The 24,835-nt window shown below is 45.4% G+C and carries 21 protein-coding genes and 6 tRNA genes; 13 read left to right on the top strand and 14 right to left on the bottom strand.

Annotation, left to right across the window (positions count from 1 at the left end):
• Nucleotides 1-101 precede the first annotated feature (101 nt).
• From ACZ5V1_RS08070 to ACZ5V1_RS08080, 3 genes are all read right to left on the bottom strand, one after another.
• Nucleotides 102-773 carry an HAD family hydrolase gene (locus tag ACZ5V1_RS08070; RefSeq protein ID WP_464391421.1) on the bottom strand — a complete coding sequence of 224 codons (672 nt, stop codon included), beginning with the start codon at nt 771-773 and terminating at the stop codon, nt 102-104.
• A gap of 278 nt (nt 774-1,051) precedes the next feature.
• Nucleotides 1,052-1,912, bottom strand: coding sequence for a hypothetical protein (locus ACZ5V1_RS08075; RefSeq protein WP_464391422.1), 861 nt, complete (start codon nt 1,910-1,912; stop codon nt 1,052-1,054).
• A gap of 432 nt (nt 1,913-2,344) precedes the next feature.
• Complete coding sequence (locus ACZ5V1_RS08080; protein ID WP_464391423.1) at nt 2,345-3,970, bottom strand: rhodanese-like domain-containing protein; 1,626 nt, start codon at nt 3,968-3,970, stop codon at nt 2,345-2,347.
• Between the two features lie 154 nt (nt 3,971-4,124).
• Between ACZ5V1_RS08080 and ACZ5V1_RS08085 the strand changes: the two genes are divergently transcribed.
• A complete protein-coding gene (locus ACZ5V1_RS08085) occupies nt 4,125-4,313 on the top strand; it encodes a twin-arginine translocase TatA/TatE family subunit (RefSeq protein ID WP_464391424.1) in 189 nt (62 codons plus the stop codon).
• A 70-nt stretch (nt 4,314-4,383) separates the two neighbouring features.
• On the opposite strand, the gene ACZ5V1_RS08090 is transcribed toward ACZ5V1_RS08085, so the two are convergent.
• Together ACZ5V1_RS08090 and purM are read right to left on the bottom strand one after the other, a co-directional pair.
• Nucleotides 4,384-5,313, bottom strand: coding sequence for a hypothetical protein (locus ACZ5V1_RS08090; RefSeq protein WP_160714412.1), 930 nt, complete (start codon nt 5,311-5,313; stop codon nt 4,384-4,386).
• 145 nt (nt 5,314-5,458) lie between these two features.
• Nucleotides 5,459-6,514, bottom strand: coding sequence for a phosphoribosylformylglycinamidine cyclo-ligase (gene purM / locus ACZ5V1_RS08095; protein ID WP_464391425.1), 1,056 nt, complete (start codon nt 6,512-6,514; stop codon nt 5,459-5,461).
• A gap of 89 nt (nt 6,515-6,603) precedes the next feature.
• Here purM and ACZ5V1_RS08100 point away from each other — a divergent pair, with 89 nt between their 5' ends.
• From ACZ5V1_RS08100 to ACZ5V1_RS08130, 7 genes are all read left to right on the top strand, one after another.
• A complete protein-coding gene (locus ACZ5V1_RS08100) occupies nt 6,604-6,924 on the top strand; it encodes a hypothetical protein (protein ID WP_464391426.1) in 321 nt (106 codons plus the stop codon).
• Nucleotides 6,925-6,930: 6 nt separating this feature from the next.
• On the top strand, nt 6,931-7,971 hold the full coding sequence (gene amrS, locus ACZ5V1_RS08105) for an AmmeMemoRadiSam system radical SAM enzyme (protein ID WP_464391427.1): 1,041 nt from the start codon (nt 6,931-6,933) through the stop codon (nt 7,969-7,971).
• Nucleotides 7,958-8,461 (top strand): cob(I)yrinic acid a,c-diamide adenosyltransferase, encoded by a 504-nt coding sequence (locus ACZ5V1_RS08110; protein ID WP_464386660.1) that lies wholly within the window; start codon nt 7,958-7,960, stop codon nt 8,459-8,461. Before amrS ends, ACZ5V1_RS08110 begins: the two co-directional genes overlap by 14 nt.
• Nucleotides 8,462-8,522: 61 nt before the next feature.
• Nucleotides 8,523-8,599 (top strand) — tRNA-Pro (locus ACZ5V1_RS08115).
• Between the two features lie 233 nt (nt 8,600-8,832).
• Nucleotides 8,833-8,909 (top strand) — tRNA-Pro (locus tag ACZ5V1_RS08120).
• Between the two features lie 213 nt (nt 8,910-9,122).
• Nucleotides 9,123-9,199: transfer RNA gene (locus ACZ5V1_RS08125), tRNA-Pro, on the top strand.
• Nucleotides 9,200-9,369: 170 nt separating this feature from the next.
• Entirely contained in the window at nt 9,370-10,056 is a 687-nt protein-coding gene (locus tag ACZ5V1_RS08130; protein WP_464391428.1) for a DUF554 domain-containing protein, read from the top strand.
• A 252-nt stretch (nt 10,057-10,308) separates the two neighbouring features.
• Here the strand turns inward: ACZ5V1_RS08130 and pcp are convergent, their stop codons facing one another.
• Nucleotides 10,309-10,977, bottom strand: coding sequence for a pyroglutamyl-peptidase I (gene pcp, locus ACZ5V1_RS08135; protein WP_464391429.1), 669 nt, complete (start codon nt 10,975-10,977; stop codon nt 10,309-10,311).
• 396 nt (nt 10,978-11,373) lie between these two features.
• On the opposite strand from pcp, the gene ACZ5V1_RS08140 reads away from it, so the two are divergent.
• Together ACZ5V1_RS08140 and ACZ5V1_RS08145 are read left to right on the top strand one after the other, a co-directional pair.
• Nucleotides 11,374-11,450, top strand: a tRNA-Pro gene (locus tag ACZ5V1_RS08140).
• A gap of 206 nt (nt 11,451-11,656) precedes the next feature.
• A tRNA-Pro gene (locus tag ACZ5V1_RS08145) sits at nt 11,657-11,733 on the top strand.
• A gap of 235 nt (nt 11,734-11,968) precedes the next feature.
• On the opposite strand, the gene ACZ5V1_RS08150 is transcribed toward ACZ5V1_RS08145, so the two are convergent.
• Both ACZ5V1_RS08150 and pnuC read right to left on the bottom strand, forming a co-directional pair.
• On the bottom strand, nt 11,969-12,511 hold the full coding sequence (locus tag ACZ5V1_RS08150) for an AAA family ATPase (RefSeq protein WP_464391430.1): 543 nt from the start codon (nt 12,509-12,511) through the stop codon (nt 11,969-11,971).
• Between the two features lie 12 nt (nt 12,512-12,523).
• Nucleotides 12,524-13,156, bottom strand: coding sequence for a nicotinamide riboside transporter PnuC (pnuC, locus tag ACZ5V1_RS08155; protein ID WP_464391431.1), 633 nt, complete (start codon nt 13,154-13,156; stop codon nt 12,524-12,526).
• Nucleotides 13,157-13,753: 597 nt separating this feature from the next.
• Here pnuC and ACZ5V1_RS08160 point away from each other — a divergent pair.
• Nucleotides 13,754-13,830, top strand: a tRNA-Pro gene (locus ACZ5V1_RS08160).
• Nucleotides 13,831-14,056: 226 nt separating this feature from the next.
• On the opposite strand, the gene ACZ5V1_RS08165 is transcribed toward ACZ5V1_RS08160, so the two are convergent.
• The 6 genes from ACZ5V1_RS08165 to ACZ5V1_RS08190 all read right to left on the bottom strand — a co-directional run bounded on the left by ACZ5V1_RS08165 (nt 14,057) and on the right by ACZ5V1_RS08190 (nt 21,264).
• Entirely contained in the window at nt 14,057-14,638 is a 582-nt protein-coding gene (locus ACZ5V1_RS08165; RefSeq protein ID WP_464391432.1) for a peptidylprolyl isomerase, read from the bottom strand.
• A gap of 74 nt (nt 14,639-14,712) precedes the next feature.
• A complete protein-coding gene (gene clpB, locus ACZ5V1_RS08170) occupies nt 14,713-17,325 on the bottom strand; it encodes an ATP-dependent chaperone ClpB (protein ID WP_464391433.1) in 2,613 nt (870 codons plus the stop codon).
• A 54-nt stretch (nt 17,326-17,379) separates the two neighbouring features.
• On the bottom strand, nt 17,380-17,709 hold the full coding sequence (locus ACZ5V1_RS08175) for a chaperone modulator CbpM (RefSeq protein ID WP_464391434.1): 330 nt from the start codon (nt 17,707-17,709) through the stop codon (nt 17,380-17,382).
• 37 nt (nt 17,710-17,746) lie between these two features.
• Nucleotides 17,747-18,685: a DnaJ C-terminal domain-containing protein gene (locus ACZ5V1_RS08180; RefSeq protein ID WP_464391435.1), complete on the bottom strand. Its 939-nt coding sequence runs from the start codon at nt 18,683-18,685 to the stop codon at nt 17,747-17,749.
• 346 nt (nt 18,686-19,031) lie between these two features.
• Nucleotides 19,032-20,054 (bottom strand): threonine aldolase family protein, encoded by a 1,023-nt coding sequence (locus tag ACZ5V1_RS08185; protein WP_464391436.1) that lies wholly within the window; start codon nt 20,052-20,054, stop codon nt 19,032-19,034.
• A gap of 109 nt (nt 20,055-20,163) precedes the next feature.
• Nucleotides 20,164-21,264: a glycosyltransferase family 4 protein gene (locus ACZ5V1_RS08190; protein WP_464391437.1), complete on the bottom strand. Its 1,101-nt coding sequence runs from the start codon at nt 21,262-21,264 to the stop codon at nt 20,164-20,166.
• A 266-nt stretch (nt 21,265-21,530) separates the two neighbouring features.
• On the opposite strand from ACZ5V1_RS08190, the gene ACZ5V1_RS08195 reads away from it, so the two are divergent.
• A complete protein-coding gene (locus ACZ5V1_RS08195) occupies nt 21,531-22,529 on the top strand; it encodes a PhoH family protein (protein ID WP_464391438.1) in 999 nt (332 codons plus the stop codon).
• An 11-nt stretch (nt 22,530-22,540) separates the two neighbouring features.
• Entirely contained in the window at nt 22,541-24,832 is a 2,292-nt protein-coding gene (locus ACZ5V1_RS08200) for an HD family phosphohydrolase (RefSeq protein ID WP_464391439.1), read from the top strand.
• Nucleotides 24,833-24,835 lie beyond the last annotated feature (3 nt).

Genomic DNA, 24,835 nt, shown 5'->3' on the forward strand with positions numbered 1-24,835 from the left:
CTCGGGGAGTTCCACTAAGTTCTACTTAACCATTATGACGGATTACTTATCAAGTAAAAAATTACGAAATTGGCAATTTTTTTTATTTTTTTGTAACAAGTCTATAATTTAGGCTGGTTACACCACTCGATAAGTGTTTCCTTAACTCTATCAAAATCATCGATATGAATTCCACGTAACTTAGCGTTTTTATACGCCCAAAATGGAATTCCGGCTCTTTTTGCTGCTTCTTCATCGACGATACTGTCACCAATGAATACAACCCTGTCAGAAGTTTCGTCCCACACTTTCATAATTTCAAGTGCGCCCTCAGGGTGTGGCTTGCTCTCCACCTTAGCAGCAGTCATCACAGGATGAAAGAACTCATTCATATCATGCTGTTCTAGTACCATTTCCATAGTGTTAGAACGGTTTGTAAATACCGCAAGCTTAATACCAAGCTCTACAGCCGTCTCTAAAAGCTCATACAAGCCGAGTTCCGGCGTCATAAGCGGTAGGACAGTCTTAATGTAATTAACCTGCTTTTGTGCCGCAGGAATCAGATGATGCTTTTCTTTCGGCACTATGGCTTCATAGAATCCCATCACTGAGGAATAATGCGCCACATCTTCCTGTTCGGCGGTCAACGGAGGCATACCTAAAACATCAAGTACCTGATTATAGTATCCAATATTACAGGCACGTGTGTCAAACATCACTCCGTCACAATCAAAGATAAGACCACCAAGCCCGTTCGGGAACATGTCGTCTAATAATTCTGGCGTAAAATTCATTCTCGTTACGTCCGCTCTTCGCGCATCTTTATGACTGACAGCAAAAATTTGAAATCTGCAAGCTAACCTGTGCACCCTGCCACCATTTTGCAACAAAATCATGCTGTGGTTATAGAGAAAATTACGGCTCGAAAAAACACTAGATCAAAATATACTTAGAAGTATGTGAGAATCTGACATCATTAGATAAATACCAAATCACAACAGCTACTCTATTACGTTTTTTCGATGTAAATCCCTTACTGATTGCAGGTAAATTCTTTTTTGCTATTAGTCCGTTACGCTACTGTAAAAATTTCTAATGTGCGATTCAGATTCTCTCTGCCTTCCGGCGCACGTGTGTGTCCCAATAATGCATATGCCGTTACAGAGTAAAGCTTCCAACCATTTTCTTTGGAAAGTGAAAATCCGTACTCTTCAACATCTACAGAATCTGGAGTGATATCCTTACCAAATTCGGTAAGTACATCCACAAGTTCTTTCTTTACCGCAATAAACCGAGCGTGCTCCGGTGCAAACTCAACGATTGCACTTGCTACAGCACGCCACGGCACCCCTAAATCTTCTTCCACATCTCCTGACAAGGTTGCCTTAGGATCAATCCCCGGGAGTTCTTCCAGGTCATCCTCATCAGTGATACCAAGAATTGCATCCATGTTGGCGCTGGATGCTGTAAATTTGTCTTTTAACGCTGCAAGCTCAGCCACACGGCTTTCCATGTCCCATGCAAGCAGTAATGTTTTTTGTGCTGCAATACGCACCTGCAGTGCCATATCCACAACAGGCTCATCTTTCTTTGCCGGTGTGAAAGAACCTGTCGCGACAAAGGCATCAAGGTCTGCAAATTCGTCTGCCAGTGGTTTGGGAGTCTCTTTTTTTGCAGACTTCTCCGCGAGCACCACACCGGACATGTCGCGGGCACTGCGAAATGAGAACCCGTATTGAAGCAACTCATGCAACTGGCCGCGTGCATCCGCCGGACTCATCGGAAGTTCCGGAGATACAAAAAAGGAGGCACCGGTAGCTTCACGCAGCCCAGGCGAGCAAAATAGCACTCCCTCAGGTAGCGCAGTTGCCACGTGCTGTGGCTGGACTGCCGGAATAACAAGAGTAACTTTTTTCGATTCAGATGCGCTCATTAAGTCACCTAATTATCGTGAACAGCCAGAGACTGCTCCAGAGGTTTGAGAATGTTTGTACCGGCGGCAAACGCCGGTACAAACAGGTAAAGTCAATACACAAATCAGGTTCAATTCATAACAGCAGTCTGTAAGATTGCTATCATTCGCACATTGCTTACACGCGTCTGAACAATATTCAGAACAGAGTGTACCCGCCGGAGGCAGCTCGGCCTCGTGGACATCCCACAAAGTTGCAGCCTGATCATCATCCAGAGAAAACCGATCCGCCCGGTCAACGAACTCATCGTATGCCTGCAGAAAACGAGTAATCTCAGAACACGTCCATTCAATGTGATCTCCGGGATTCACATGCTCTTCATACAGGCAATGCCCCTGTTGATAAAAAGCACAGTTTATTCCGGGTAATTTTTGAACCTGAGCGACCATAAATTATCCTTTAACGAGATCGTACGGCCATAATTCCATGCCGCCATCAAGTACATAAAGGCTTTTTGCGCCGAGACCATAAAGGTAACAGGCTATGGAATACGGAATATCAGAGTTATGGCTTACAATCACCAATGGGGTAAAGCGCGGAACTTCGTCCTGCAAACGCTTTTTAAGCTGAGTGAACGGGATATTGTAAGCATCTTCGATATGTCCGTTGCGCCATGCAATCTGGTCACGCAGATCAAGAATGAAGAACTTAGCCCCTGCCTCACGTGAAGCAATCAACTCGTCAGGTGAAATACCGAAAATACGCTCTTCAAGCTTGTTAGAAAGCATTGAAGCAGCCTTATTCAACATCATGCCGCCAGCGGCCATATCAACGCAGGAAAGCGCCTGTACGGTCATATTGCTGGCAAGTGCTACTGCTGTACCCGCGGCTACGCCGTCTATCCAACCGGCATCAAGTGCGCCGCAAACCTGTGCGCCAAGCACAACGCCAGTCGCCTTGTCACAGACCATCTTTACAACAGCTTTAGCATCAATACCCGCAAGAACTGGAGCTGCGTCAAACATAACGAACTCCGGCTCGTAACCAGCAACAGTTGCTTCATTCTGAGTAAGACCGGTACGGAAAACAACGCAGTCTGCCGCCTGATAGCGGGATGTAGCACAACTGCCAGTCCATGTTACCGGCTGTTCCAGTGCAATAGCACTTAGCACACGTCCCTGAGCGATAAGGGAATCCACAGAGCTCGCTTCGAAAGGAGCATTTGACTTCCCAGCCACTTCACTACGTTTAACAGCAACAGCTGAACCGAAAAGATGTACCCCATCAAGTCCGCATGAAAAATCTTCATTAACCGAGATGAAACCGGAAGGATCAAGGTCAATGCCCTGCTCTGCAATAATTGGATGCACAGCACGAGGAGTATCGGCCCAGAAGAAAACATCGCCTTCAACAACTTCAGAACCGCAGGCTAATGCACGAACATCACCTTCTGCGTTTAATTCCGGAGTCACTGCCGTCTCTGTCATAGGGACAACACGAACTTTACCCTCTGCACCAGTTTCAACCTTGTTGCTCACCACATGCCAGAATTCCGGATCAAACTCTGCACATTCGGAGCGAGCCCACGTTACAGATACGCCAGCAGCAACAAGCGGATCTATAAGGGACATTGCATGAGCGCCGCCGTAGACTACAGCAGTCTTCGGCTTGTAGCTTTCCAGCCATTCGTCCACGAGACCTGCCTGCTCAAGCGGCCAAGGAATAACATTCTGTGCTCCACGAATAGCACGAGGCAATCTTGGTGCCGCATCAATTTCCATAATCAGCGTAGTGTAGCGGATTGGAATACTGCCCTGCGGGGAAGAAGCGTGAACGGTTTTGTTTTCAAAATCTAATTCCATGGAAGCCATCGGAAGCACGCTAAGCTGTTTAGCATCAAGCAAAACAGATGAAACGTGTACCATAGGGTTGCATTTTCCAAATACACCCTCTTTGGAACCTTCTTCAACTTCAATAGGAACAAGTAGGTTTACCTCAGCAGACGGAGCCTGCCTTTTAATGCGCGCAGCGGTCTTTGCACCTGCAAGACCAGAACTTATAATAACAATACGTTCCATTTTAACACTTCCTCTTTTCTTAAAAACTTAACAAACGGAGTACTGCCGTTTTTCCGTTTGTTATTCGACATATTACGGGAAACAGCACGAGAACAACCCCTTGACCTTGCTGGCCCCCGTGTGTATAGCGGCTTCATATCCTATGGAGGGAACTATGTTCGGTATCGGTATTCCAGAATTATTAGTTATTCTTGTCCTCGTCCTGCTCGTCTTCGGAGCGAATAAGCTTCCTGAGATCGGTGGCGGACTTGGCCGTGCCATTAAAAATTTCAAAAAGGCGACTACCGAGCCTGATGAAATCGATGTCACTCCATCTTCCGAAAAGAAGAAAGACGAAGACTAGCAAGCTGTTTTTAAGCTTACAAAAAATCCCGAAGTACTCAGTACTTCGGGATTTTTGTATTTAAAAGAGCCTACTCGGCAGCTGGCTGAAACTCGTATGTCAGCCCGCGTCCATTTACGTACTCAGATAATTTTGAAAGAACCAGATCAATATTTTTGGATTCCACGACCCAGCGTGCTGACACCGAGTCTGACTGAACCACCACCGCCTCTAATCGTGCGCCGGCAGCAGAGCCTACCCAACCTCTCAGCACCCTGTCGAAGGCTTCGACTCCGTCAGGGAATAACCAACCCCGAACTTGAAGAACACCGCGTTGGGCATTCCCCACAGGTTGCGGGTTTGAACTTTGTGAAAAATATTGTCCCCACACACTATACCAAGCTGCATCCAAATCTTTGGACTCAGCAGATATAGGGGCACCTGCTCCCTGTAAAGACAGCTCCCACTTATTTCCAACGGTATTCATTACTAGAATAAGCGAGGAATTGTAGTCCGGACGCAAACCATACAACTGGTGAAGACGTCCTAACTGTTCCCATGTCTCACTCTGTACACCGGAGTACTGTGGGTTATACACAACAGGGGTAGTCTTGGTGTTAAAGAAACCAAGACGCTTTATCACAGATGTTAATGAAGAACGGTTTACAGAAACTTCCACGGACATTTCCTGTCCGTATCCATCCGCCATATGCGTAGAACCCAACTCCCGATAGCTTAAAACATATGTTTTTGCTTTCGGAGCCAGAAACTTACGCAGCTCTTCTTTTCGGACATCCGTAATGGGATAACCTATAATTTCAAGCGATTCGTCAAACACAGCATTTACAAATACTCTCTGTAACGCAACAGAACGAGATCGAACTGTATACGCGCCTTCCTCAGCACCATCAGGAACTGATTCATACCAGACAGATTGCGCAACTCGAGCCTGAACAAGCGAACTAAACATAAGCACAGTCGCTAACGCTATACCAACAAGAACTAATTTTTGTTTTATCATATTGAATCTACTGTATGCCTTACAATTTCAGTTGTCCAAATGTACTGTATCGGGCTGTAAAACACCAGAGTTATATACACAGAAAAAGGCCGGACACCTAAAAGGAGTCCGGCCTTTATTGCAATAGCTAAAAAGCTAACATTGCTTATGCAAAAACTATATTAACCTGTTCTGCTTCCAGATCATCGCGCTTTTCAATGCTGCCGATAACCCATGCATCCTGATTCATTGCTTCAAGACGGGACATAACTTCATCCTTCTCTTGAGCACTGACAATAATCGCATATCCGATACCACAGTTAAAAATCTGCAGCATTTCCGGCCAGCTCAATTCGCCCTGTTCTTTCAACCAGTTAAACACTGGAAGAATATCCCATGAACCAAAAGAGATAGACGCACGTACGGACTTTGGAAGCACACGTGGAATGTTATCGTAGAAACCACCGCCGGTCACATGTACCATACCCTTGAGATTGAAGTCTCTCATGAGCACGCCTACAGTTTCTGTATAAATTGCGGTTGGTTTAAGCAAAACTTCAGAAACGGGCTCTTCTGTACCCGGCATCATATCGTCGCCGGAAAGTCCACTTTCTTCAAAAATTTTACGTACGAGAGTGTATCCATTAGAATGGACACCGGTAGAACCAAGACCAATAATCGCATCGCCGACACGAACATCTGATCCGTCTACAATGTTAGCATTGTCTACAATACCAACACAGAATCCAGCAAGGTCGTACTCGCCTTCTTCATACATATCCGCCATTTCTGCGGTCTCACCGCCCAGCAGTGCCATTTTAGACTTACGGCAACCTGCCGCAACGCCCGCTACTACCTGCTCGGCTTTATCCACATCGAGTTTACCTGTGGCGAAATAATCAAGGAAAAAGAGTGGCTTTGCACCCTGAACCAGAATATCATTAACGCTCATGGCAACAAGGTCGATACCTACAGTATCATGCTTGTCGAACATGAAGGCTAACTTGAGCTTAGTTCCAACACCATCGGTTCCGGACACGAGTACTGGCTCTTCCATACCCGACAGATCCGGTTTGAATAAGCCACCGAAGCCGCCAATATCCGAAAGGACACCTTTCGTATGGGTATCAGCTACAACGTGCTTAATTCTATCAACAAGGGCGTTTCCTGCATTAATATCAACACCTGCTTCGGTATACGCTCTTGAACGATCTTCAGACATTATCTGCTCCTTGATACTAGTATGATAACAAGATCCTTCGGGAAGCCCGTACATAGGCTTTTACGAAATAAAGAGCAAGGGAGAAACTCATGCACCGCACCCCCATTACAACGAATTCTTCATTCACCATAAAAGGCGCGCTATACATGTTTTTTACAGCCTCAATATGTGTAATAGTGCTTACACCTTCTCTCACTTTTGCCAAAAAGTATCCTAACGTTCACAGAAAGGATAAAGTTATTGGCACGGACTCTTCCGGCATTATTATCAAAGAAGAGTCTCGCAGTGGTGATAGAATCATTCGAGTGAAGCCAGAAAAACAAAAAGAAGAAGATTGTAACAAGTACACTAACGGTCAGTATCCAATCATTATTGAGCTGAAACCGGACATTTCAAATTACAAAAAGTAGGTGACTATGCATCCTGCCAAACTATGGAGACCCTTAGGTGAATCAGACGGTTCTGCGCCTACCAATGTTCAGTGCAGACTATGCAGCCACTTTTGCAAAATTAAGCCGGACAATATCGGCATCTGCGGTGTTCGCAAGAACGTTAACGGCAAGCTGTACACCCTTGTGTACGACAGAGTAGCAGCCGCAAATTTAGATCCTATTGAAAAAAAACCTTTGTATCATTTCCTACCCGGGACCAACACATTTTCATTCGGGACTGTAGGATGCAACTTGGCGTGTTCATTTTGCCAAAACTATTCACTCTCAACAACGCCTCGACTAACAGGTGACATTACAGGGCAACTTACCAGACCAGAACAGATTGTGGCACTGGCACTTGAATCTGGCGCGAAGTCCATTTCGTACACGTATTCAGAACCAACTGTCTTTTTCGAACTCGTGGTCGAAACAGCAAAACTTGCTATTGATCACGGATTGAAAAACGTTCTGGTATCCAATGGGTTTCAATCACCTGAATGCCTTGCAGAACTAAAAGACCTTATTCACGCCTGCAATATAGATCTTAAAGCCGCCACAGAATCCTTCTATCACAACATTTGCGGAGCACATATTCGTCCAGTCCTGCGCAATTTAAAAACTATTCGTCAAATGGGTTGGTGGCTGGAAGTAGCAACCCTGCTTGTACCAAAAGAAAATGATGCCAAGGAAGAACTCGAAACCCTTGCCTGTTTTATTAATGACGAACTCGGCAGTGACACCCCGTGGCACATCACCCGATTTCATCCAACATATAAAATGCTAGACCACATTGCGACTCCAATAGAAACTTTAGAACAGGCCGCAGCTATTGGCAAAAAAGCCGGTCTCAATTATGTGTACGTAGGAAACATCCAAGGACACAACGGGCGTGACACACAATGCCCTTCGTGTGGTTGCACCGTCATACACCGCAAAGGGTACACGGCAGCCAAAAACGATTATTCTAACTGTCCGTCCTGTAAAGCACATATAGCAGGCGTATGGAGTACTCATGATTCTCGTTAATACCGGAAACGGTAAGGGAAAAACAACAGCATCTGTCGGTCAGGCCATTCGCGCCCTGGGACAGGAACACACTGTGGCATTCGGTCAATTTATGAAGCGGGACAATCAGGCTGGCGAACAGTACATGCTGCGCAAGCTATTGGGCGATCTTTTTTTTGCACCGGGCGATGGCTTTTTGACCAAGCCGGAACAATTCCCAAAACATCGGGCAAGTTCTGAAAAACTTATATGGTGGGCAAAAGAACGTATTCTGGACGTTGATATGCTTATTCTCGACGAAGCACTCTACGCTCTTTCCTCCAAGCTGATTACACGTGAAGAGCTGGAAGAATTAGTAGCACTAGCAAGGAATAACGACACCCACTTAGTTCTTTCAGGTAGAAATGCTCCGCAATGGCTTATTGATGAAGCAGACCTTGTTACTGAGATGACAGAAATTAAGCATCATTATAAAGCAGGCATTCCGGCACAAAAGGGAATAGAATTTTAACGTGATTTTATACATTTCCTCTTGCCAGTAAGAGAAGATTCCCCTAAACACTTCTTCGCGACGGAGAGTAGCGCAGCTTGGTAGCGCATCTGGTTTGGGACCAGAGGGTCGCAGGTTCGAATCCTGTCTCTCCGACCACGAATATTTAGCTCACAGTGAAAACTGTGAGCTTTTTTCGTTTTGAACCATGAAACACCGCGACTGCTCAATCCTTCACCTCAATTCTCTATAGCCCATGAGCACTTCCCAACGCATTGACTCTATTTTTCTTTGAGCCTCAATCAAAAACAGTTCTAAAATGCACTAATTTGAACTTTTCTGCATTTTTCCCTTGCAAGTCGCAGGAGTTTTCCTTAGTACTTCTTTCGCGACGGAGAGTAGCGCAGCTTGGTAGCGCATCTGGTTTGGGACCAGAGGGTCGCAGGTTCGAATCCTGTCTCTCCGACCACGAATATTTAGCTCACAGTGAAAGCTGTGAGCTTTTTTTGTATCCAGTATATCATCACTACAACAGCACTCCTTATTGTTATAGTAGCGCACATGGATAGAACTCGAATATAGTCATCTCCAGCAGAAAAAGAGCGCAACCAGCATTTATTTTGCATTTTATGCATTTTTCACTTGCACCGCCCGCTTCTTTTCCTTAGTACATCCTTCGCGACGGAGAGTAGCGCAGCTTGGTAGCGCATCTGGTTTGGGACCAGAGGGTCGCAGGTTCGAATCCTGTCTCTCCGACCACGAATTTAAAGCTCACAGTGTAAACTGTGAGCTTTTTTTGTATCCAACCCCATTCCCCCAAGCCCGACACGTTCCCCATTCATTTCTCCCGTAAATAACGCTTTCTTTTAGGTCAGATACGGCGTACCTAGCTCTTTATTTACAAACTTGTCATATTACGGAGCAAAGCTGTGATTCTTCCACTCGGTTCCCTTTTCAATGTTGCCTGCATTGTCATTGGGGGTACATGCGGACTTGCACTTGGCGGTCGATTACCTGAACGGGTACGCAATATTGTTTTTTCCGGTCTCGGCCTCTGTGTTCTCATCATCGGTGTTCAAATGGGTATGCAAAGCAAAAATCTTTTGGTTCTTGTCTTCAGCGTACTTCTTGGCTCCATCACCGGAGAGTTGCTCAATCTAGAAAAGTTGCTCACACGCGGCGCAGACAAACTGAAAAAAATCGTCAGATCGAACAATTCAAAATTCACAGACGGCTTTGTTTCTACCTCAGTACTTTTTTGCATCGGTTCAATGGCAATTCTTGGATCATTTGAAGAAGGACTTCGCGGCGAACATACAATTTTATTCGCAAAATCCATTCTTGATGGATTTGCCGCTATGGCATTTGCCGCTACCTATGGCGCCGGTGTGCTTTTTTCCGCTATCCCTGTTTTCATTTATCAGGGCAGCCTTACTGAGTTTGCCACATATTTACAGCCGATCATGACAGACAGCATGATGACGGAACTCACAGCAACCGGCGGCGCGCTTATTATCGGCATTGGCATCAGCCTGCTTGAACTTCGCACCATCTCGTTGACAAACATGCTTCCTGCTCTACTTTTTGCGCCAATATTCGCTTATTATTTTGGCTAGCAACGGTTGCTCGAAAAAATTGGCTACCGCGATGTGCAGAAAAACGTCCAAGATGTCTCTGCCGTAAACATCCGGCGTACACAAATACGAAAGGAGAAATTCACAATATGAATGTGAATTTCTCCTTCTTGTTTTAATATCATTTGGTACTCAGACGCACACACACTTCAACAAACATGCAGGGCGCCATCGACACTACTAGCGCCCATTCCCTTAATCGACACAAGACTCTTTACTGAGTTCCTTGGAGCATCAGATCTGCCAGCAGGAACGCACAGGTGCATCAACATCTTGTTTGTGTTCAATTGCGGCCTGTATGGCGACCTTAAGACCGCCAACAGTGGTATCCAACGACATACTCGGGTTCCCAAGAAAAGCATCCGTAGCAGCCACTTCCGGCAGTGCAGGTAAATGTATCCACCCTGCCCTTACAGGCAGCTTATTCGATTCAATGTAGTGTATGACACCATACATAAGATGATTACACATCAAGGTTCCAGCCGCATCAGAAATGTCCGCAGGGAAACCCGCTTTGCGCATTGCCAGCACCATGGTACGCAACGGCAGCGTAGCATAATATGCAGCAGGACCACCCGGAACGACAGGTTCTCCCTGCTGCGTCAGCCCACCATTATCATGCAACCCATAACGGGTAGAATCATTTATGTTCTGAGCGATTCGTTCAATCGTCAACATTGCCCGCCCGCCAAATTCACCCAGCATTATAACCATCACAGGATTATGTTTCTCAATAGCACTGACGACTGTGTCGATGCATTTGAACCAGTAGCTTGGGGCTTCCACACCTACGACACGAGCACCAGCAATGATTTGACCATCCAAGGCCTCGGCTGATTGATTAGCGGGATTCACAGGCGTGTTGCCGTAAGGACCAAAGCCAGTCACCAAAATTGTATCCATGCAAAACTCTCCTTTCCTTGCCGGTCAACATCACCGGTTATCCAAATGTCCACACTGCGCCTTCTTAAAGGCAGAGGCCTCTCAACAGTAATAACATTATGGCATGAAGAGTGTCGTTACAAGAAAGCCAGTCATTCTATAAACAGACCCCACTGCTTTCGGGCACGTCTTATTTCTGTGCATTTACTTACACACTCGATTTGAATGCTCCTGCAAACATATCTTTTCTAAAATTCCGCCACTGGCCGTTTTCATAGAAAAGCATCAATTTTTAGACAAAAAACACTTTTTTTGCATTGAAAGTCAAAATATTCACCTTTTTTCGCATAAACTTTATGTTTTCTGCATTTTTTCCTTGCAAGTCACTCCGGTTTTCCTTAGTTACTTTTCTCGCGACGGAGAGTAGCGCAGCTTGGTAGCGCATCTGGTTTGGGACCAGAGGGTCGCAGGTTCGAATCCTGTCTCTCCGACCATGAATTTAAAGCTCATAGTGAAAACTGTGAGCTTTTTTCATATCCACTGCTATGCACTTTCACACCTTCAGAAGAAAATAGCGGAGCACAGGGAACGTCTATGCAGACTCAAAGAGCCTGCATCAAAAAAATGTGACTAAATTTTAATAAAATTGCATTTTTTACTTGCAACTCCCGCCACTTTTCCTTAGTTACATTTCTCGCGACGGAGAGTAGCGCAGCTTGGTAGCGCATCTGGTTTGGGACCAGAGGGTCGCAGGTTCGAATCCTGTCTCTCCGACCACGAATTTTTAGCTCACAGTGCAAACTGTGAGCTTTTTTTGTGTCTGCTGCCTTGCCGCAAGCAGCTACATCCAGACCAGAATGTTATGACACCATCCTATCATCATGCCACAGACAGCATCAACGGTGCAAAATCAAGCACCTTTGCCCTATTCTCATTTCAAAAATTTTCCATAAAAAAAACGCCTCCATGTTTTCACACAGAGGCGTTTTATCTTTCTATCGCTATTCTCTTGCTAGCAGCGTCCAAAAAGCACAGCATCAATGGCTGCTACTGCACATGTAAGGCGTTCCTGCCGCGTCCCTTGTACTTCGACAAAAGACGCACATCGGCTTTCAAGCTCTTTCTTAAACAACTTCTGCATACGTCCGCGCTCAAGAGGTCGATCTCGCTGTCCGTCATCTTCCCATGGAATGTCGATCCCACAAAGAACGTATAGAGTATAGACTCTTTCATCCATTGTCGTCTCAATCCATTCAGGATTATTTTTGTAATAGTACTTGTTGTACACAGCCGAAGATAACATATTCGTATCGCAGAGCAGAAAAGGAGGACGCTTAGCTTCTACTGCCAATTCTGCCTCAAGCTGTCCCTTTGCAATAGGTACAGCATCTTCAAGTGTGAGTTCCCCGTCATGCTCAACAAAGTACTTACGCAAGTACTCCTCAACATACGGCACACCATAATACTTTGCTAACATGTCTGTTAACGTAGATTTCCCCGTACATTCAGACCCAGTAACAACAATACGAATAATCGGGGCAGAGTTAGGCGACATAATTTTCCTCGTTTACGCAGTCTGGCATTTGGCTTCAGTATTCACGGCGTCTGCCTGCATGGACTTATACCAACTGTAAAGACCGGCAACTGCCATAATGGTATACACAGCCATAAGACCACTGTATCCAGTCCAGCCTTTGGCAAAGTAAATATAGATGTACATTGCGTCAGCAACAATCCACAGAATCCAGTTCTCCAGATATTTTCGTGCGAGCAAGTACTGAGCAATCAAACTGATTACTGTGGTAATTGTATCCAGCCACGGAAATGCGGCATGTAATATATTCTGAGAGATGTACCCAAAAATCATTATTCCCACGATACCTACACCAGCGAGCTTTAAAGCAAGTGCCTTATCTACAGTGCGCACCGGCAACGGAGTATCATTTTCGCCACCGCGCATCCACTGCCACCAGCCATAAAAGCCGAGCACTACGTACACGAACTGGAGAAAGGCATCCATGTAGAGCCTTCCGTTAAAAACAACCACCATCCAAATGCCAACACTGAGAATGCCAAACGGCCAGCACAATGGCTTTTGACGCACACTTAAAACAATATAAATAAGTCCAGTTGCAATCGAAATACGTTCAGGCCAGCTCATAGCTTCCACAAAGCCGAGAACGAAGTTAAGAAGTTCCATTGTATTTCCTTTAGAGCCGCCACTTGAGCAGATGCAACCCGTATAAATAGTAAAATAAAAAAAAGATTAATGGCAAACAGCACGCCACAGCGCACCCGCAGGGTACTCTCATTCAGTACAGCTTGAAAGCTCGCCTACGGTTGATACCGCTACTTCAAAAAACAAATCCACACACACCAAAGTATGCCTCGATCTCATTTTTTTATACCGCTATACTCTCTTTATCCGTGAAGTTCGAAGATTTACTAACGGCTAACGGTTGCGCAGCACAGCTCTTTTTTAATCTGTAAAAAAAGGCCCTGTACGCAATCTCAATCAGCACAGGATGCCTCACCAGTAAAGAATCATATTCCCTTCTACCGACACCCTCATGCGCATGAGCGTTTATGTATTGATTGAATGTACAAAGTCAACTCACCGTGTCCACCTATTTTTCTCATACGATGAAATCCAGCCGTAATCACATCGAACGATAATAGTCACACAGCAATGTATGAGTGGGCATCGCTATACCATGTGCAATATCAGAAAAAAAAGTGATTTTTTGCATTTTTTACTTGCATCTAACTCCAGTTTTCCATATCACTTCTTTCGCGACGGAGAGTAGCGCAGCTTGGTAGCGCATCTGGTTTGGGACCAGAGGGTCGCAGGTTCGAATCCTGTCTCTCCGACCACGAATATTTAGCTCACGGTGAAAACTGTGAGCTTTTTTTGTGTTCTATCTTCCACCAGCACATCCACCGTCTGCCCCACTAACGAAAAAGAAAACTCGTCCCCAAAAAGCAAGCTCTCAGAGTTATCAGCATACAAAAAAAAGGAGCTTCAGATTACTCTGAAGCTCCTTTACTATTCTAGCAATAAACGCCTCACCGCACCAAGTGCAGCGAAGTGTACTAAAACCTATTCTACAACGTATGCTTTAACGATAGCGATCTGCTCAACAGGAACGTCCTGATGGAAACCGAAGCTACCAGTTTTTACGCCTTTCATGATGTCGATGATCTCAGTGCCTTCTACAACTTTACCGAAAACTGCGTAGCCCCAGCCGCTCACGGATTTACCGGAGTGGTTAAGGAATGCGTTATCTTTAACGTTGATGAAGAACTGAGCAGTAGCAGAATCAGGATCCTGAGTACGTGCCATTGAAAGAGTGTATTTATCGTTAGCAAGACCGTTGTCAGCTTCGTTTTTGATTGGCTCACGGGTTGCTTTCTGTTCCATATCAGCGTCAAAACCGCCGCCCTGGATCATGAAGTTGTCGATTACGCGGTGGAAGATAGTACCATCGTAGAAACCGTCACGAACGTACTGTTCGAAGTTCTTAGAGCTTTCAGGAGCTTTTTCTGTATCGAGTTCAACAACAAAGTTGCCCATTGTAGTTTCAAATTTAATCAAAACGGAATCCTCTTTAGCCAGCGCACTGCTGGAAGTGAATGTTACTAAAAGAAGCGCTACTGCGCCAAGTAAATGTAAAAGTCGCATGTGCACTCTCTCCATATTATGTAGATTGATTGTAGGTGCATTATCAAAAGCCGCTTTTATCTGCAATCATCGTCTTATGAAATCGTAAATTGCAAATCTTCGAAGTCGTCATCTTCCGTTACAACATCAATGACAACATGCTGGCCCTCTCGTAAATCACCGCCAATAAGCTTGCGTGCAAGCGTAGTCTCAATTCTCTGCTGTAGATAACGTCGCAGAGGACGAGCACCGTACACAGGGTCGTACGCATTGTCTGCAATAAAATCACGCGCAGCCTCGGTAAGTTCCAAGGTAATCTTACGACCTTCCAGCCTTGCGCGCAACCGACCTAGAAGAAGTTCAATAATCTCTTTAATCTGTTCACGTAACAGAGGTTTAAAGAGTACCGTCTCATCAACACGGTTCAAGAATTCCGGTCTAAAGTGCTTACGCAGCTCCTGCATAACGGTATCACGAATACCATCTGCAAGATGACCATCCGGAGAGATGCCCTCAAGCAACAACGGCGCACCGATGTTGGAGGTCATGATGATAATTGTATTTTTAAAGTTAACGGTGCGTCCCTGACTATCAGTCAAACGTCCGTCATCTAAAATTTGCAACAAGGTATTAAACACATCTGGATGTGCTTTTTCTACTTCATCAAAAAGCACTACACTGTAAGGCTTACGACGCACAGCCTCTGTAAGCTGTCCACCCTCGTCATACCCGATGTATCCGGGAGGGGCACCGATAAGACGAGCAACAGTGTGTTTTTCCATGTACTCACTCATATCGAGTCGTACAATATTATCCTCTGTGTCAAATAATGCTTCTGCCAGAGTTTTACATAACTCTGTTTTACCAACACCGGTCGGTCCTAAGAATATGAAGGAACCAATAGGCCGATTGGGATCAGAAAGACCTGCGCGCGAACGCAGAACAGCTTCAGAAACAGCCTCAACAGCTTCATCCTGTCCAATCACCCGTTCATGTAACTCAATAGGCAAACGTAACAGCTTGTCACGCTCAGCCTCTACAAGACGAGTGACAGGAATGCCTGTCCAATGCGCCACAATACCGGCTACGTCTTCAGGACGAACTTCTTCTTTCAGCAGACGCTCATCTCCGCCTTCTTCATCCTGTTCCGGATTCAAGCGGTTCTCAAGATCATTCAGCACAGAATATTTAAGCTGTGCTGCCGTATTCAAATCATAATTACGTTCAGCTTCTTCAATCTTACGCTTGGTTTCTTCAATCTGCTCTTTCAACTGACGCTGCGAATCAATGGCACCCTTTTCTTTTTCCCATTTAGACATGAGATCTGCATGGGTGCCGCGCAACTCTGAAAGTTCGTTTTCAAGTTTTTCCAAACGCTCGCGGGAAGCTTCATCTGTTTCTTTACGAAGTGCTTCACGTTCAATTTCAAGCTGCATCATCTTGCGGCTGGCTTCATCCAGTTCCGCAGGCATAGAGTCAATCTCTGTACGAATCATTGCCGCAGCTTCATCAATAAGGTCAATGGCCTTATCCGGCAGCTGGCGGTCTGAAATATATCTGTCGGAAAGCATCACAGCTTCCACGATTGCGGAATCGCTGATGCGCACACCGTGATGCACTTCAAAGCGTTCCTTCAAGCCACGCAGGATTGAAATAGTATCTTCAAGCGTCGGCTGGTCTACAACGAGCGGCTGAAAACGACGCTCGAGAGCAGGGTCTTTTTCGATGTACTGACGGTATTCATCAAGTGTTGTGGCACCAATGCAATGCAGTTCTCCTCGAGCAAGCATAGGCTTGAGCAAGTTACCGGCATCCATTGCGCCTTCTGTTTTACCGGCACCTACAATTGTATGCAGTTCATCAATGAACATTAAAATACGGCCTTCAGATTTTTCAACTTCTGCAAGAACCGCTTTAAGACGCTCTTCAAACTCACCACGATACTTTGCACCGGCAATCAGCGCGCCCATATCAAGGGCAAACAAGCTTTTGTCTTTTAGACTTTCAGGAACATCACCATTTAAAATACGATGAGCGAGTCCTTCAACAATAGCTGTTTTACCAACACCTGCCTCACCAATAAGCACAGGGTTATTCTTAGTACGACGGGAAAGAATACGGATAGTACGACGGATCTCAGCATCTCGACCGATAACAGGGTCAAGTTTGCCTCTTCGGGCTTCATCTACAAGATCACGACCATATTTGATCAAAGCCTCATAGGTATCTTCTGGATTCTGAGACGTTACACGCTGAGCACCACGAACTTCGTTAAGAGACTTCAGAACATCTTCATAAGAGATATTCATCTCCTTAACTACTACCGCAACCGCAGGCGCCACAGGTGGTTCCAGTGCTACACAAAACAGATGCTCAACGCTGACAAATTCGTCTTTCATGCGTTTTGCAAAATCCTGTGCACGCACTAACAACTGGTTCAGCTGTTGAGTCACCATAATAGTGTCGTGACTGGCACCGGGGCCACTCACGGAAGGTCTTTTACGAATTTCTTTTTCTAATGCAGACCCAAAACGGGCTGGGTCAACATTCACGCGCTCTAAAATGCGCCGAACAAGACCCTGCTCTTGATCCACCAATGCAAGCACGAGATGATCAACATCCACTTGCTGGTGCCCAAAACGAATTGCAATGTTTTGTGCCTCACTAATGGCTGCCTGAGATTTTTCAGTGAACTGATTTAAATCCATATTGCACTCTCCGAATCATTGAACATACTGAAATATAAAATCGTAACTGCGGTATTATTCCGCGCCAGACTCAAGCTCTTCAACTTTACGTTCTAAATCCTGAACACGTTCGAGCAAATCAACAATGATCGAACCGCCTGTCGAGGTTAAACTAAAATCATCACAAATACGGATAAGCTTGCGGACGCGAAAAACGTCCTTACGAGTAAACAAGTAATGCTTATCCGCAGCCTTTGCAGGAATAATCCATTCCATCTCAAGCAACTCGCCCAATTTCGAAGGATGAATTCCCGTAAGCTCTAAAAATTGAGCCCATGCAATGCGATCCGATTGAACAGGCAATTCTTCAGATATCATCTGTAACTCCAGAATAGTACGTGTCATTGCAAGCCTCCCGTATTTGCGAAGATATTATGCCATGCTAGAATTCGCGAGGGGTAAAGTCTTCAAATTCTTTTGAAAGCTCTTCCCAAAGTTCTTTTTGCTTATCGGTAGTAGGTTCAGGAACAACAACTTTAATACGCACAAACTGATCACCCTTGTTCGAACCAGTCCCCAGACCTTTGTTACGCAGACGAAGTTTACGGCCGCTACCACTGCCAGCAGCAATACGCAGGCTTACGTTACCATCAAGCGTAGGTACGGTTACTTCTGCGCCAAGAGCTGCTTCCCATGGGGATAACGGTAATTCGAGAAGAACATTCAAACCATCAAGGGTAAAACGATGGTGTGCAGCGATTTTTACTTTAAGATACAAGTCGCCTGATGCACCGCCACCATAGCCCTGATCCCCCTGACCGGACAAACGAATGCGTGCGCCATCCTTAATACCAGCAGGAATATTAACTTCCAGTGCCTTTGTGCCACCGCCACCATCTGAAAGAGTAATGGATTTACGGCCGCCGTGGTATGCTTCTTCCAAGGTTAAGGACAAAGAAGCTTCGACATCACGCCCACGCTGCTGACGACTGCCGTAGCCGCCACCTTGTCCACCAAAGCCCTGGAAACCGCCTCCACCTTGGAAGCCGCCGCCACCAAACATATTTTCAAAGAAGTCGCTAAAATCGCCGCCACCACCAAAGTTCATATTCTGATAGCCGCCTCCGCCGCCACCATTAAAGTGCTGACCTTGCTGCCAGTTAGGGCCAAGCTGGTCATACATGCGACGTTTTTCAGGATCTTTAAGCACTTCATGCGCTTCGTTCGCTTCTTTAAATTTTGTTTCGGCTTCAGCATCATCCGGGTTCAAGTCAGGATGGTATTTTCGCGCAATCTTTTTAAACGCACGAGAAATTTCATCTTTCTCTGCGGTTTTAGAAACACCTAAAATTTTATAATAATCTTTATACTCAACAGACATGATCACCCCTATCTATATATAAATACGTATTTTTTTATGATTATCAAATTCGATATGGGCGCCGTCCACACCGGTTTAGTATTACCTAAAGCCCGTGTCGGGACTCTTATATTTTATCCCGTGGCGCAATCGATTCAAACATAAAGCTACTGTTACTCAGCGTCCTAAGAACAGTAGCCATTTTTTATATGCTTAACAAATTGATACAACACTACAATAGGTTCAAGATTGTTTGAGTCAACCCCGCCTTACTGTAATATTGACAATAAAAAACAGCACATTGCCTCAAAAGCATTTCAGGCAACGTGCTGTTTCGTAGTAACTTATTTATTTTTCGGACAAAACATTATCCGCAAATAGCTTTTGCTGCGGCAACAAAGCTATCCACATCCTGTTCACTTGTATCAAAAGAACAAACAAGGCGCACCTCATGGGTGGCTTCATTCCACTCATAAAATGCGAACTGCTTATGTAGCTCTTCCTGATGTTCTGGGCTGATAATGGCAAACACAGAGTTTACGTCTACCTTATTGCAAATCGTAACACCGGAAACATTCGCAAGACCTTCCGCAAGGCGTTTTGCCATTGCATTGGAATTACGAGCGGTTTCAAGCCACAAACCGTCACACAATAGTTCTTTAAACTGACAGGACGCGAAACGCATTTTGGAAAGCAGTTGTAGATTCTGCTTACGCAGGTATTCAAAACCTTCCGCAAGTTTTGGATCGAAAAAGACAATGGCTTCACCAAACATAAGACCGTTTTTAGTGCCACCAAAAGAAAGCACGTGCACACCGGCATCACGAGTAAACGCAGTAACATCTACACCAAGTGCTGCGGCTGCGTTCGCAATGCGGGCGCCATCCATATGCAGGTACATGTCATGTTCACGAGCAAAATCACCCAGTGCTTTTACTTCTTCAGGCGTATATACGGCACCATATTCAGTAGACTGAGTGATAGAAATAACTTTTGGCTGACTATGATGAACAACACCCTTTGCAAAAAGGAACTGTTCCACATCGTTCGGGGTGAGCTTACCGTCTTTTGACTCTACAGTAAGAAGCTTACTGCCAAGAACATTTTCAGGAGCGCCTGTTTCATCAACATTAATATGCGCCATGGCTGAGCATACGACTGCATGGTACGGTCTCATAAGGGCAGACAATCCAAGCACATTAGCGCCCGTTCCATTAACCATTATATAAGAAGCAATATTGTCTCCGAACAATGCCTTAAAGGCTGTATCGGCGTCTGCTGTATATGTATCATCACCGTACGCACAGGCACAACCTTCGTTTGCAGCGGCAAGAGCCTGCATAATACGTGGATGCACTCCAGAATAGTTATCACTGGCAAAGTTAATCACGATCTAGCTCCTTTATCGCTATTATCACACGAAGAACAGCCGCCTCACTAAGAAGCGGCCTTTTGAAATTTCTATACGAGCCCTTTTGCAACTGAGAAATTTTATAACGCTACAATCTTGAATACAAATCGAGCGTGTTTTCAAGGAAATGCTGTCCGGAAAGTTCAGCAATTTCTTTCTGCTGCAAATCAAAAATACGTTGAAGATATACTTCGTCTTTCGCTGCACGCTCTATGGTGTCCGCCAAGGCATCCACATCGCCTGCTTCAAACATGGCGTCTTCGTCCATAAAGTCCGGCATTACCCCTACGCCTGTAGAAATGAGCGGGCGTTTACACGCCATGATTTCAAAAGCAGCACGGGCGATGGTCTCTGACCACTTGGAAGCAATAACGCCTAAATCCATAGCTGAAATAGCTGCGGACACATCCGGCACTTTACCAGTAATGCAGGCGATGTCTTGTAAATTATTGGCAGCAATCCATGATTCTACTTCGGCCTGAGTCGTGGCTGTTTCAAACCCGAGGAGCATTAGGCGTAGCTGCTTCATGCCCTTCTCATGGTAGAGTTTTCCTACGGCTTCAATCAGCTCTTTTTGCCCTTTGACTTCATCAAAACGACCGAGCATGGAAACCACAAAGTGCGAGTCATCATACCCAAGTTTTTCACGAAATTCTGTACGTCCGGCACTATTAAACACAAACTTTTCTGTATCTACCCCACCAAAGATGGTAGAGACTTTATATTCCGGCACGTTCAGCTTAGAAATAAAGTGGTTTGCCATTACGCTGTTTGTCGCAATAACAGCATCTGCAACATTGGTATGCAGCCACCGGTTCGGGAAATTATTCTTAGGAAAACGCTGGTCTCCCCTTGTTCGTACAAGCTTAAACGATCCAAGATACTTGCGTAACAATCCCCAGAGAATAAAGCCTTCTCCACGATGACAATTGACTACATCTGGAGTAAAATCTGTAATAAGCTTATGGAGTTGTGTATATGCACACAGCAGTTTGAGCGGATTTGAAGAATTCAGATCAAAATGAAGCGGAGTAAAACCCCATTCTTTTGCTTTATCGTCTGCCTCTGTACCCGGTTCTGTAATGACCAATGTCTCGTGCCCTGCGTCACGCAGCAAACGGGCAAGATACAACCCGTACCAAGCTGTGGCATTAAACCAGCGTACATTTATTATCTGTATCGTTTTCATGTGTGGACTCATGACAGCAACACGTTCAGAAAGCAAGTGCGCTGTCCTTTTTCATAATTATTAAGACTGTTCAGATCGATAAAACCGTGCGCAATACCGCATCAACAAATCTCATTACCGAGTATTTTGTAAGCGTTGCCAAAACGCAATACGATCTAAAAATCGGTTTGTTAAGGGTGCCCGAGTAGACTCATTGAAAAAAACAGGCTACCACTCGGGCAGATTATACACATTAACCTTTCCGCAAGGATGCGGCCAGAACGTATATGACAAACACATCTGTGACGAAGACATTGGACTTTGACGATATTCAACTCGCGAACGCCCTCTTTGGCCCGCAAAATAAACATCTCACGCTCATATCCAAGCAAAGTGGCGTACAGCTGGACACAAAAGGTACTGCTCTACATGCCAGCTCCACTAATCCAGATGCACTGCAAACAGTTCTAAATCTCCTCACACAGCTATACGGCCTGCTTAAAGCAGGCAAAACTGTATATCCTAAAGACATCACCTATGCCTACGGTATGCTTCAACGCGAACCAAGCATAAATTTGCAAAAACTGTTTAAAGATTCAGTTTTTGTTGTTTCGCCTAAAAAAACCATCGCTCCAAAAACATTAAATCAACGCGACTACGTTGCTGCATTGCGTGAAAACGAAATGGTGTTCGCGATAGGTCCAGCTGGTACAGGTAAAACGTATCTAGCTGTTGCAATGGCATTATCAATGTTTCTCACAAAGAAAGTGCAAAAAATCATTCTTACCAGACCGGCTGTTGAGGCGGGTGAGAAATTAGGATTTTTGCCGGGTGATCTTGTGGAAAAAGTTGATCCATATTTACGTCCACTTTACGATGCCCTGCATGACATGCTGGATTCTGAAAAAGTAACCCACATGATTGAAACTGGAGAAATTGAGATAGCCCCGTTAGCATTCATGCGCGGCCGTACTCTCAATAACGCATTCGTTATATTGGATGAAGCACAAAATACTACACCTGAACAGATGAAAATGTTTTTAACACGTATGGGATACGGTTCCCGTATGGTAGTTACCGGAGATGTTACACAAATTGACTTGCCAGTATGTGGAAGATCAAACACACACCGCTCCGGTCTCATAGAGGCACAAAGGGTCTTGACAAATATCAATGGAATCCGTTTTCTACACTTTCACCATGATGATGTTGTTCGTCATCCACTGGTTGCAAAAGTTGTTAACGCGTACGAGCGTTATACAGCAGAACTGACAAACAAAGATTAACCGAGCAGGCTATGACTTCTAAAAGTAAAGCGCGCGGTTCAGCACAAAAGGGATCTGCTAAAATGCGTAATGCCATTTCGTCTTATCCAAGACTTGGCATTTTTGTGTTCCTTATTACGCTGATCACCCTTGCGATTCTTAGCGGAACCAATCTGCGCCCTCCACTCCCCCTGTATGTTGCAGGAGAAGTTGCGGCACAAGACGTACTCGCAACCCAAAACCTACTCTTTGAAGATACCAGTTCCACCCTCGCCAAGCGCAGACAGGTTGCAGCACTACAGCCGCCTATTTATGACTTGGATCGATCTCCTATCTCCAAAATTCAAGACAAATTCCGTGTGATTTTCGATCTGATCAATTCTCCGATGGCTTCCTCCAGTGACGAAGATGCTGTTCGCTGGCAAATTGAGGAACTTCTCAATGTTGAAGTATCCCGTCAAACTTACAGCCATTGGAAGGAAGAACGCTTCCAGACAATTTTTTACACACAGGCGTTGCCCTATATTGTAGATATACTCAATAAAGGCATCGTGGCTGACAGGACGCTGTTGCTGCAAAACAGAAACGGATACCTTATCCGCGATCTTGAGCAGAAAAACGAAACGCTTCACTCTGTAGCCTTTAAGGTTGATGATCTTTCAACTACAAAAAAAGGGTTGCTCAAAGAACTACGTAAGAAAGGTAAAGCACTGCTTCGTACGCGAAACGCTATCCTCTCTCTCATTTCTCCTGTCCTTACCCCGACGATTACGCCGAACAGGGTGGAGTCACAGCTCCGTGAGCAACTGGCAATTGATGCAGTTGACCCTGTGTATTACAGCATTAAAAAAGGCGAGAGCATTGTTCGCAAAGGCGAACGCGTGACCTTGCCTATTCAAATTAAGCTACAAGCACTGCTCGCACATAAGAATCAACGTTTTTTCCCGTATCAAATGTTGGGTGTGTTTCTGACCGCCCTACTTCTCGGTGCAGGATTAGCCTTTGAGCGCAGGGGGCGCAGACTCTGTTCATTACGTAACGAAGACCTGCTGTTCACCTCATTGCTAATCATTTTATTTGCCGGTGGCGCAAAAGGCTTCATGCTTCTGCAAGGTAACCTTGACGGAGCACCGCAAGCCGCAGACCTACTCCCTATCCTTTACCCTGTACCGGGTGCACTAGGATTGGTAGGACTCATCTTCGGCATAAGGCGATGCAGCGTAACCGCACTTATCACCAGCTTTCTCTGCACCGTAATGATGGGTGGAACTATTGCACTCTTCTTGTTCTATTTCATCGGCGGAATGATTAACGTCTGGCTCGTGCAACACGCAGAAAGCCGTAAAGACATCGCGCTGAGTGGTCTTCCGCTCATGGGCGGACTCCTCGTTACGTGGGTTGCTTTAGCCCTCTACCAACAATTGGATATGCCTGACATCGCTGTCGGCGCAGCCTTTGCAGCAGCAAACGGCTTAATCTCCTTGCTGGTTGTGTTTGCTCTCAGCCCGATTATCGAACTTATTTTCAACTACACCACCCGTTTCAAATTGATGGAATTAATGAACCTTGAGCAGCCTTTGCTTCAGGAACTGATGATGAATGCCCCTGGCACATATCATCACTCACTTATTCTCTCCAACCTTGTAGAAGCCGGTGCTAAGTCAATTGGTGCCAACAGCCTGTTATGTAAAGTAGCGGCGCTGTACCATGACATCGGCAAGCTGATTAAGCCTCAATACTTTATTGAGAATCAGGGACGAGCAAAGAACCCTCATGACAAGCTAACTCCGGCCATGAGCACGCTCATTCTTATTTCCCACGTTAAAAAAGGTGTCGGGCTTGCCCGTAAATTCCGCCTTGGTCATGAAATTGAAGATATTATCCAGCAGCATCACGGCACATCTGTCATCCGCTACTTCTACACTAAAGCAGCGGAACAAGATGAAAGCCTGTGCAAAGATGACTTCCGCTACCCAGGACCTAAACCGAAAAGCAGAGAAGCCGCTATTGTTATGCTGGCTGACGCTGTTGAGGCTTCAAGCCGCGTGCTTGCAGACCCGACTCCAAGCCGCTTACGCGGGCATATCGACACTATCATTAAAGGTATCTTCTCTGAGGGTCAGCTTGATGACTCCGAGCTTACATTCTCCGACTTAACCAAAGTCGGCGAAAGCTTCCATCGTGTGCTTACCGGTATTTTCCATCGAAGAATTGAATATCCCGAAGATCAGCGCGCAGGATGCGTCAAAAATAATGAAGAGAAAAAGAAGCATCAAGACAAGCCTGAAAAACCCAAAAATGGACCTGCTCCTGAAGCAGCTTAGAAT

It is taken from the genome of Halodesulfovibrio oceani subsp. galateae (assembly GCF_055397225.1).

Excerpts from the sequence above, each read along its gene's own strand:
- ACZ5V1_RS08070 (WP_464391421.1), bottom strand. The coding sequence starts at position 773 with ATGAATTTTACGCCAGAATTATTAGACGACATGTTCCCGAACGGGCTT.
- ACZ5V1_RS08075 (WP_464391422.1), bottom strand. The coding sequence starts at position 1,912 with ATGAGCGCATCTGAATCGAAAAAAGTTACTCTTGTTATTCCGGCAGTC.
- ACZ5V1_RS08080 (WP_464391423.1), bottom strand. The coding sequence starts at position 3,970 with ATGGAACGTATTGTTATTATAAGTTCTGGTCTTGCAGGTGCAAAGACC.
- ACZ5V1_RS08085 (WP_464391424.1), top strand. The coding sequence starts at position 4,125 with ATGTTCGGTATCGGTATTCCAGAATTATTAGTTATTCTTGTCCTCGTC.
- ACZ5V1_RS08090 (WP_160714412.1), bottom strand. The coding sequence starts at position 5,313 with ATGATAAAACAAAAATTAGTTCTTGTTGGTATAGCGTTAGCGACTGTG.
- purM (WP_464391425.1), bottom strand. The coding sequence starts at position 6,514 with ATGTCTGAAGATCGTTCAAGAGCGTATACCGAAGCAGGTGTTGATATT.
- ACZ5V1_RS08100 (WP_464391426.1), top strand. The coding sequence starts at position 6,604 with ATGCACCGCACCCCCATTACAACGAATTCTTCATTCACCATAAAAGGC.
- amrS (WP_464391427.1), top strand. The coding sequence starts at position 6,931 with ATGCATCCTGCCAAACTATGGAGACCCTTAGGTGAATCAGACGGTTCT.
- ACZ5V1_RS08110 (WP_464386660.1), top strand. The coding sequence starts at position 7,958 with ATGATTCTCGTTAATACCGGAAACGGTAAGGGAAAAACAACAGCATCT.
- pcp (WP_464391429.1), bottom strand. The coding sequence starts at position 10,977 with ATGGATACAATTTTGGTGACTGGCTTTGGTCCTTACGGCAACACGCCT.
- ACZ5V1_RS08150 (WP_464391430.1), bottom strand. The coding sequence starts at position 12,511 with ATGTCGCCTAACTCTGCCCCGATTATTCGTATTGTTGTTACTGGGTCT.
- pnuC (WP_464391431.1), bottom strand. The coding sequence starts at position 13,156 with ATGGAACTTCTTAACTTCGTTCTCGGCTTTGTGGAAGCTATGAGCTGG.
- ACZ5V1_RS08165 (WP_464391432.1), bottom strand. The coding sequence starts at position 14,638 with ATGCGACTTTTACATTTACTTGGCGCAGTAGCGCTTCTTTTAGTAACA.
- clpB (WP_464391433.1), bottom strand. The coding sequence starts at position 17,325 with ATGGATTTAAATCAGTTCACTGAAAAATCTCAGGCAGCCATTAGTGAG.
- ACZ5V1_RS08175 (WP_464391434.1), bottom strand. The coding sequence starts at position 17,709 with ATGACACGTACTATTCTGGAGTTACAGATGATATCTGAAGAATTGCCT.
- ACZ5V1_RS08180 (WP_464391435.1), bottom strand. The coding sequence starts at position 18,685 with ATGTCTGTTGAGTATAAAGATTATTATAAAATTTTAGGTGTTTCTAAA.
- ACZ5V1_RS08190 (WP_464391437.1), bottom strand. The coding sequence starts at position 21,264 with ATGAAAACGATACAGATAATAAATGTACGCTGGTTTAATGCCACAGCT.
- ACZ5V1_RS08195 (WP_464391438.1), top strand. The coding sequence starts at position 21,531 with ATGACAAACACATCTGTGACGAAGACATTGGACTTTGACGATATTCAA.
- ACZ5V1_RS08200 (WP_464391439.1), top strand. The coding sequence starts at position 22,541 with ATGACTTCTAAAAGTAAAGCGCGCGGTTCAGCACAAAAGGGATCTGCT.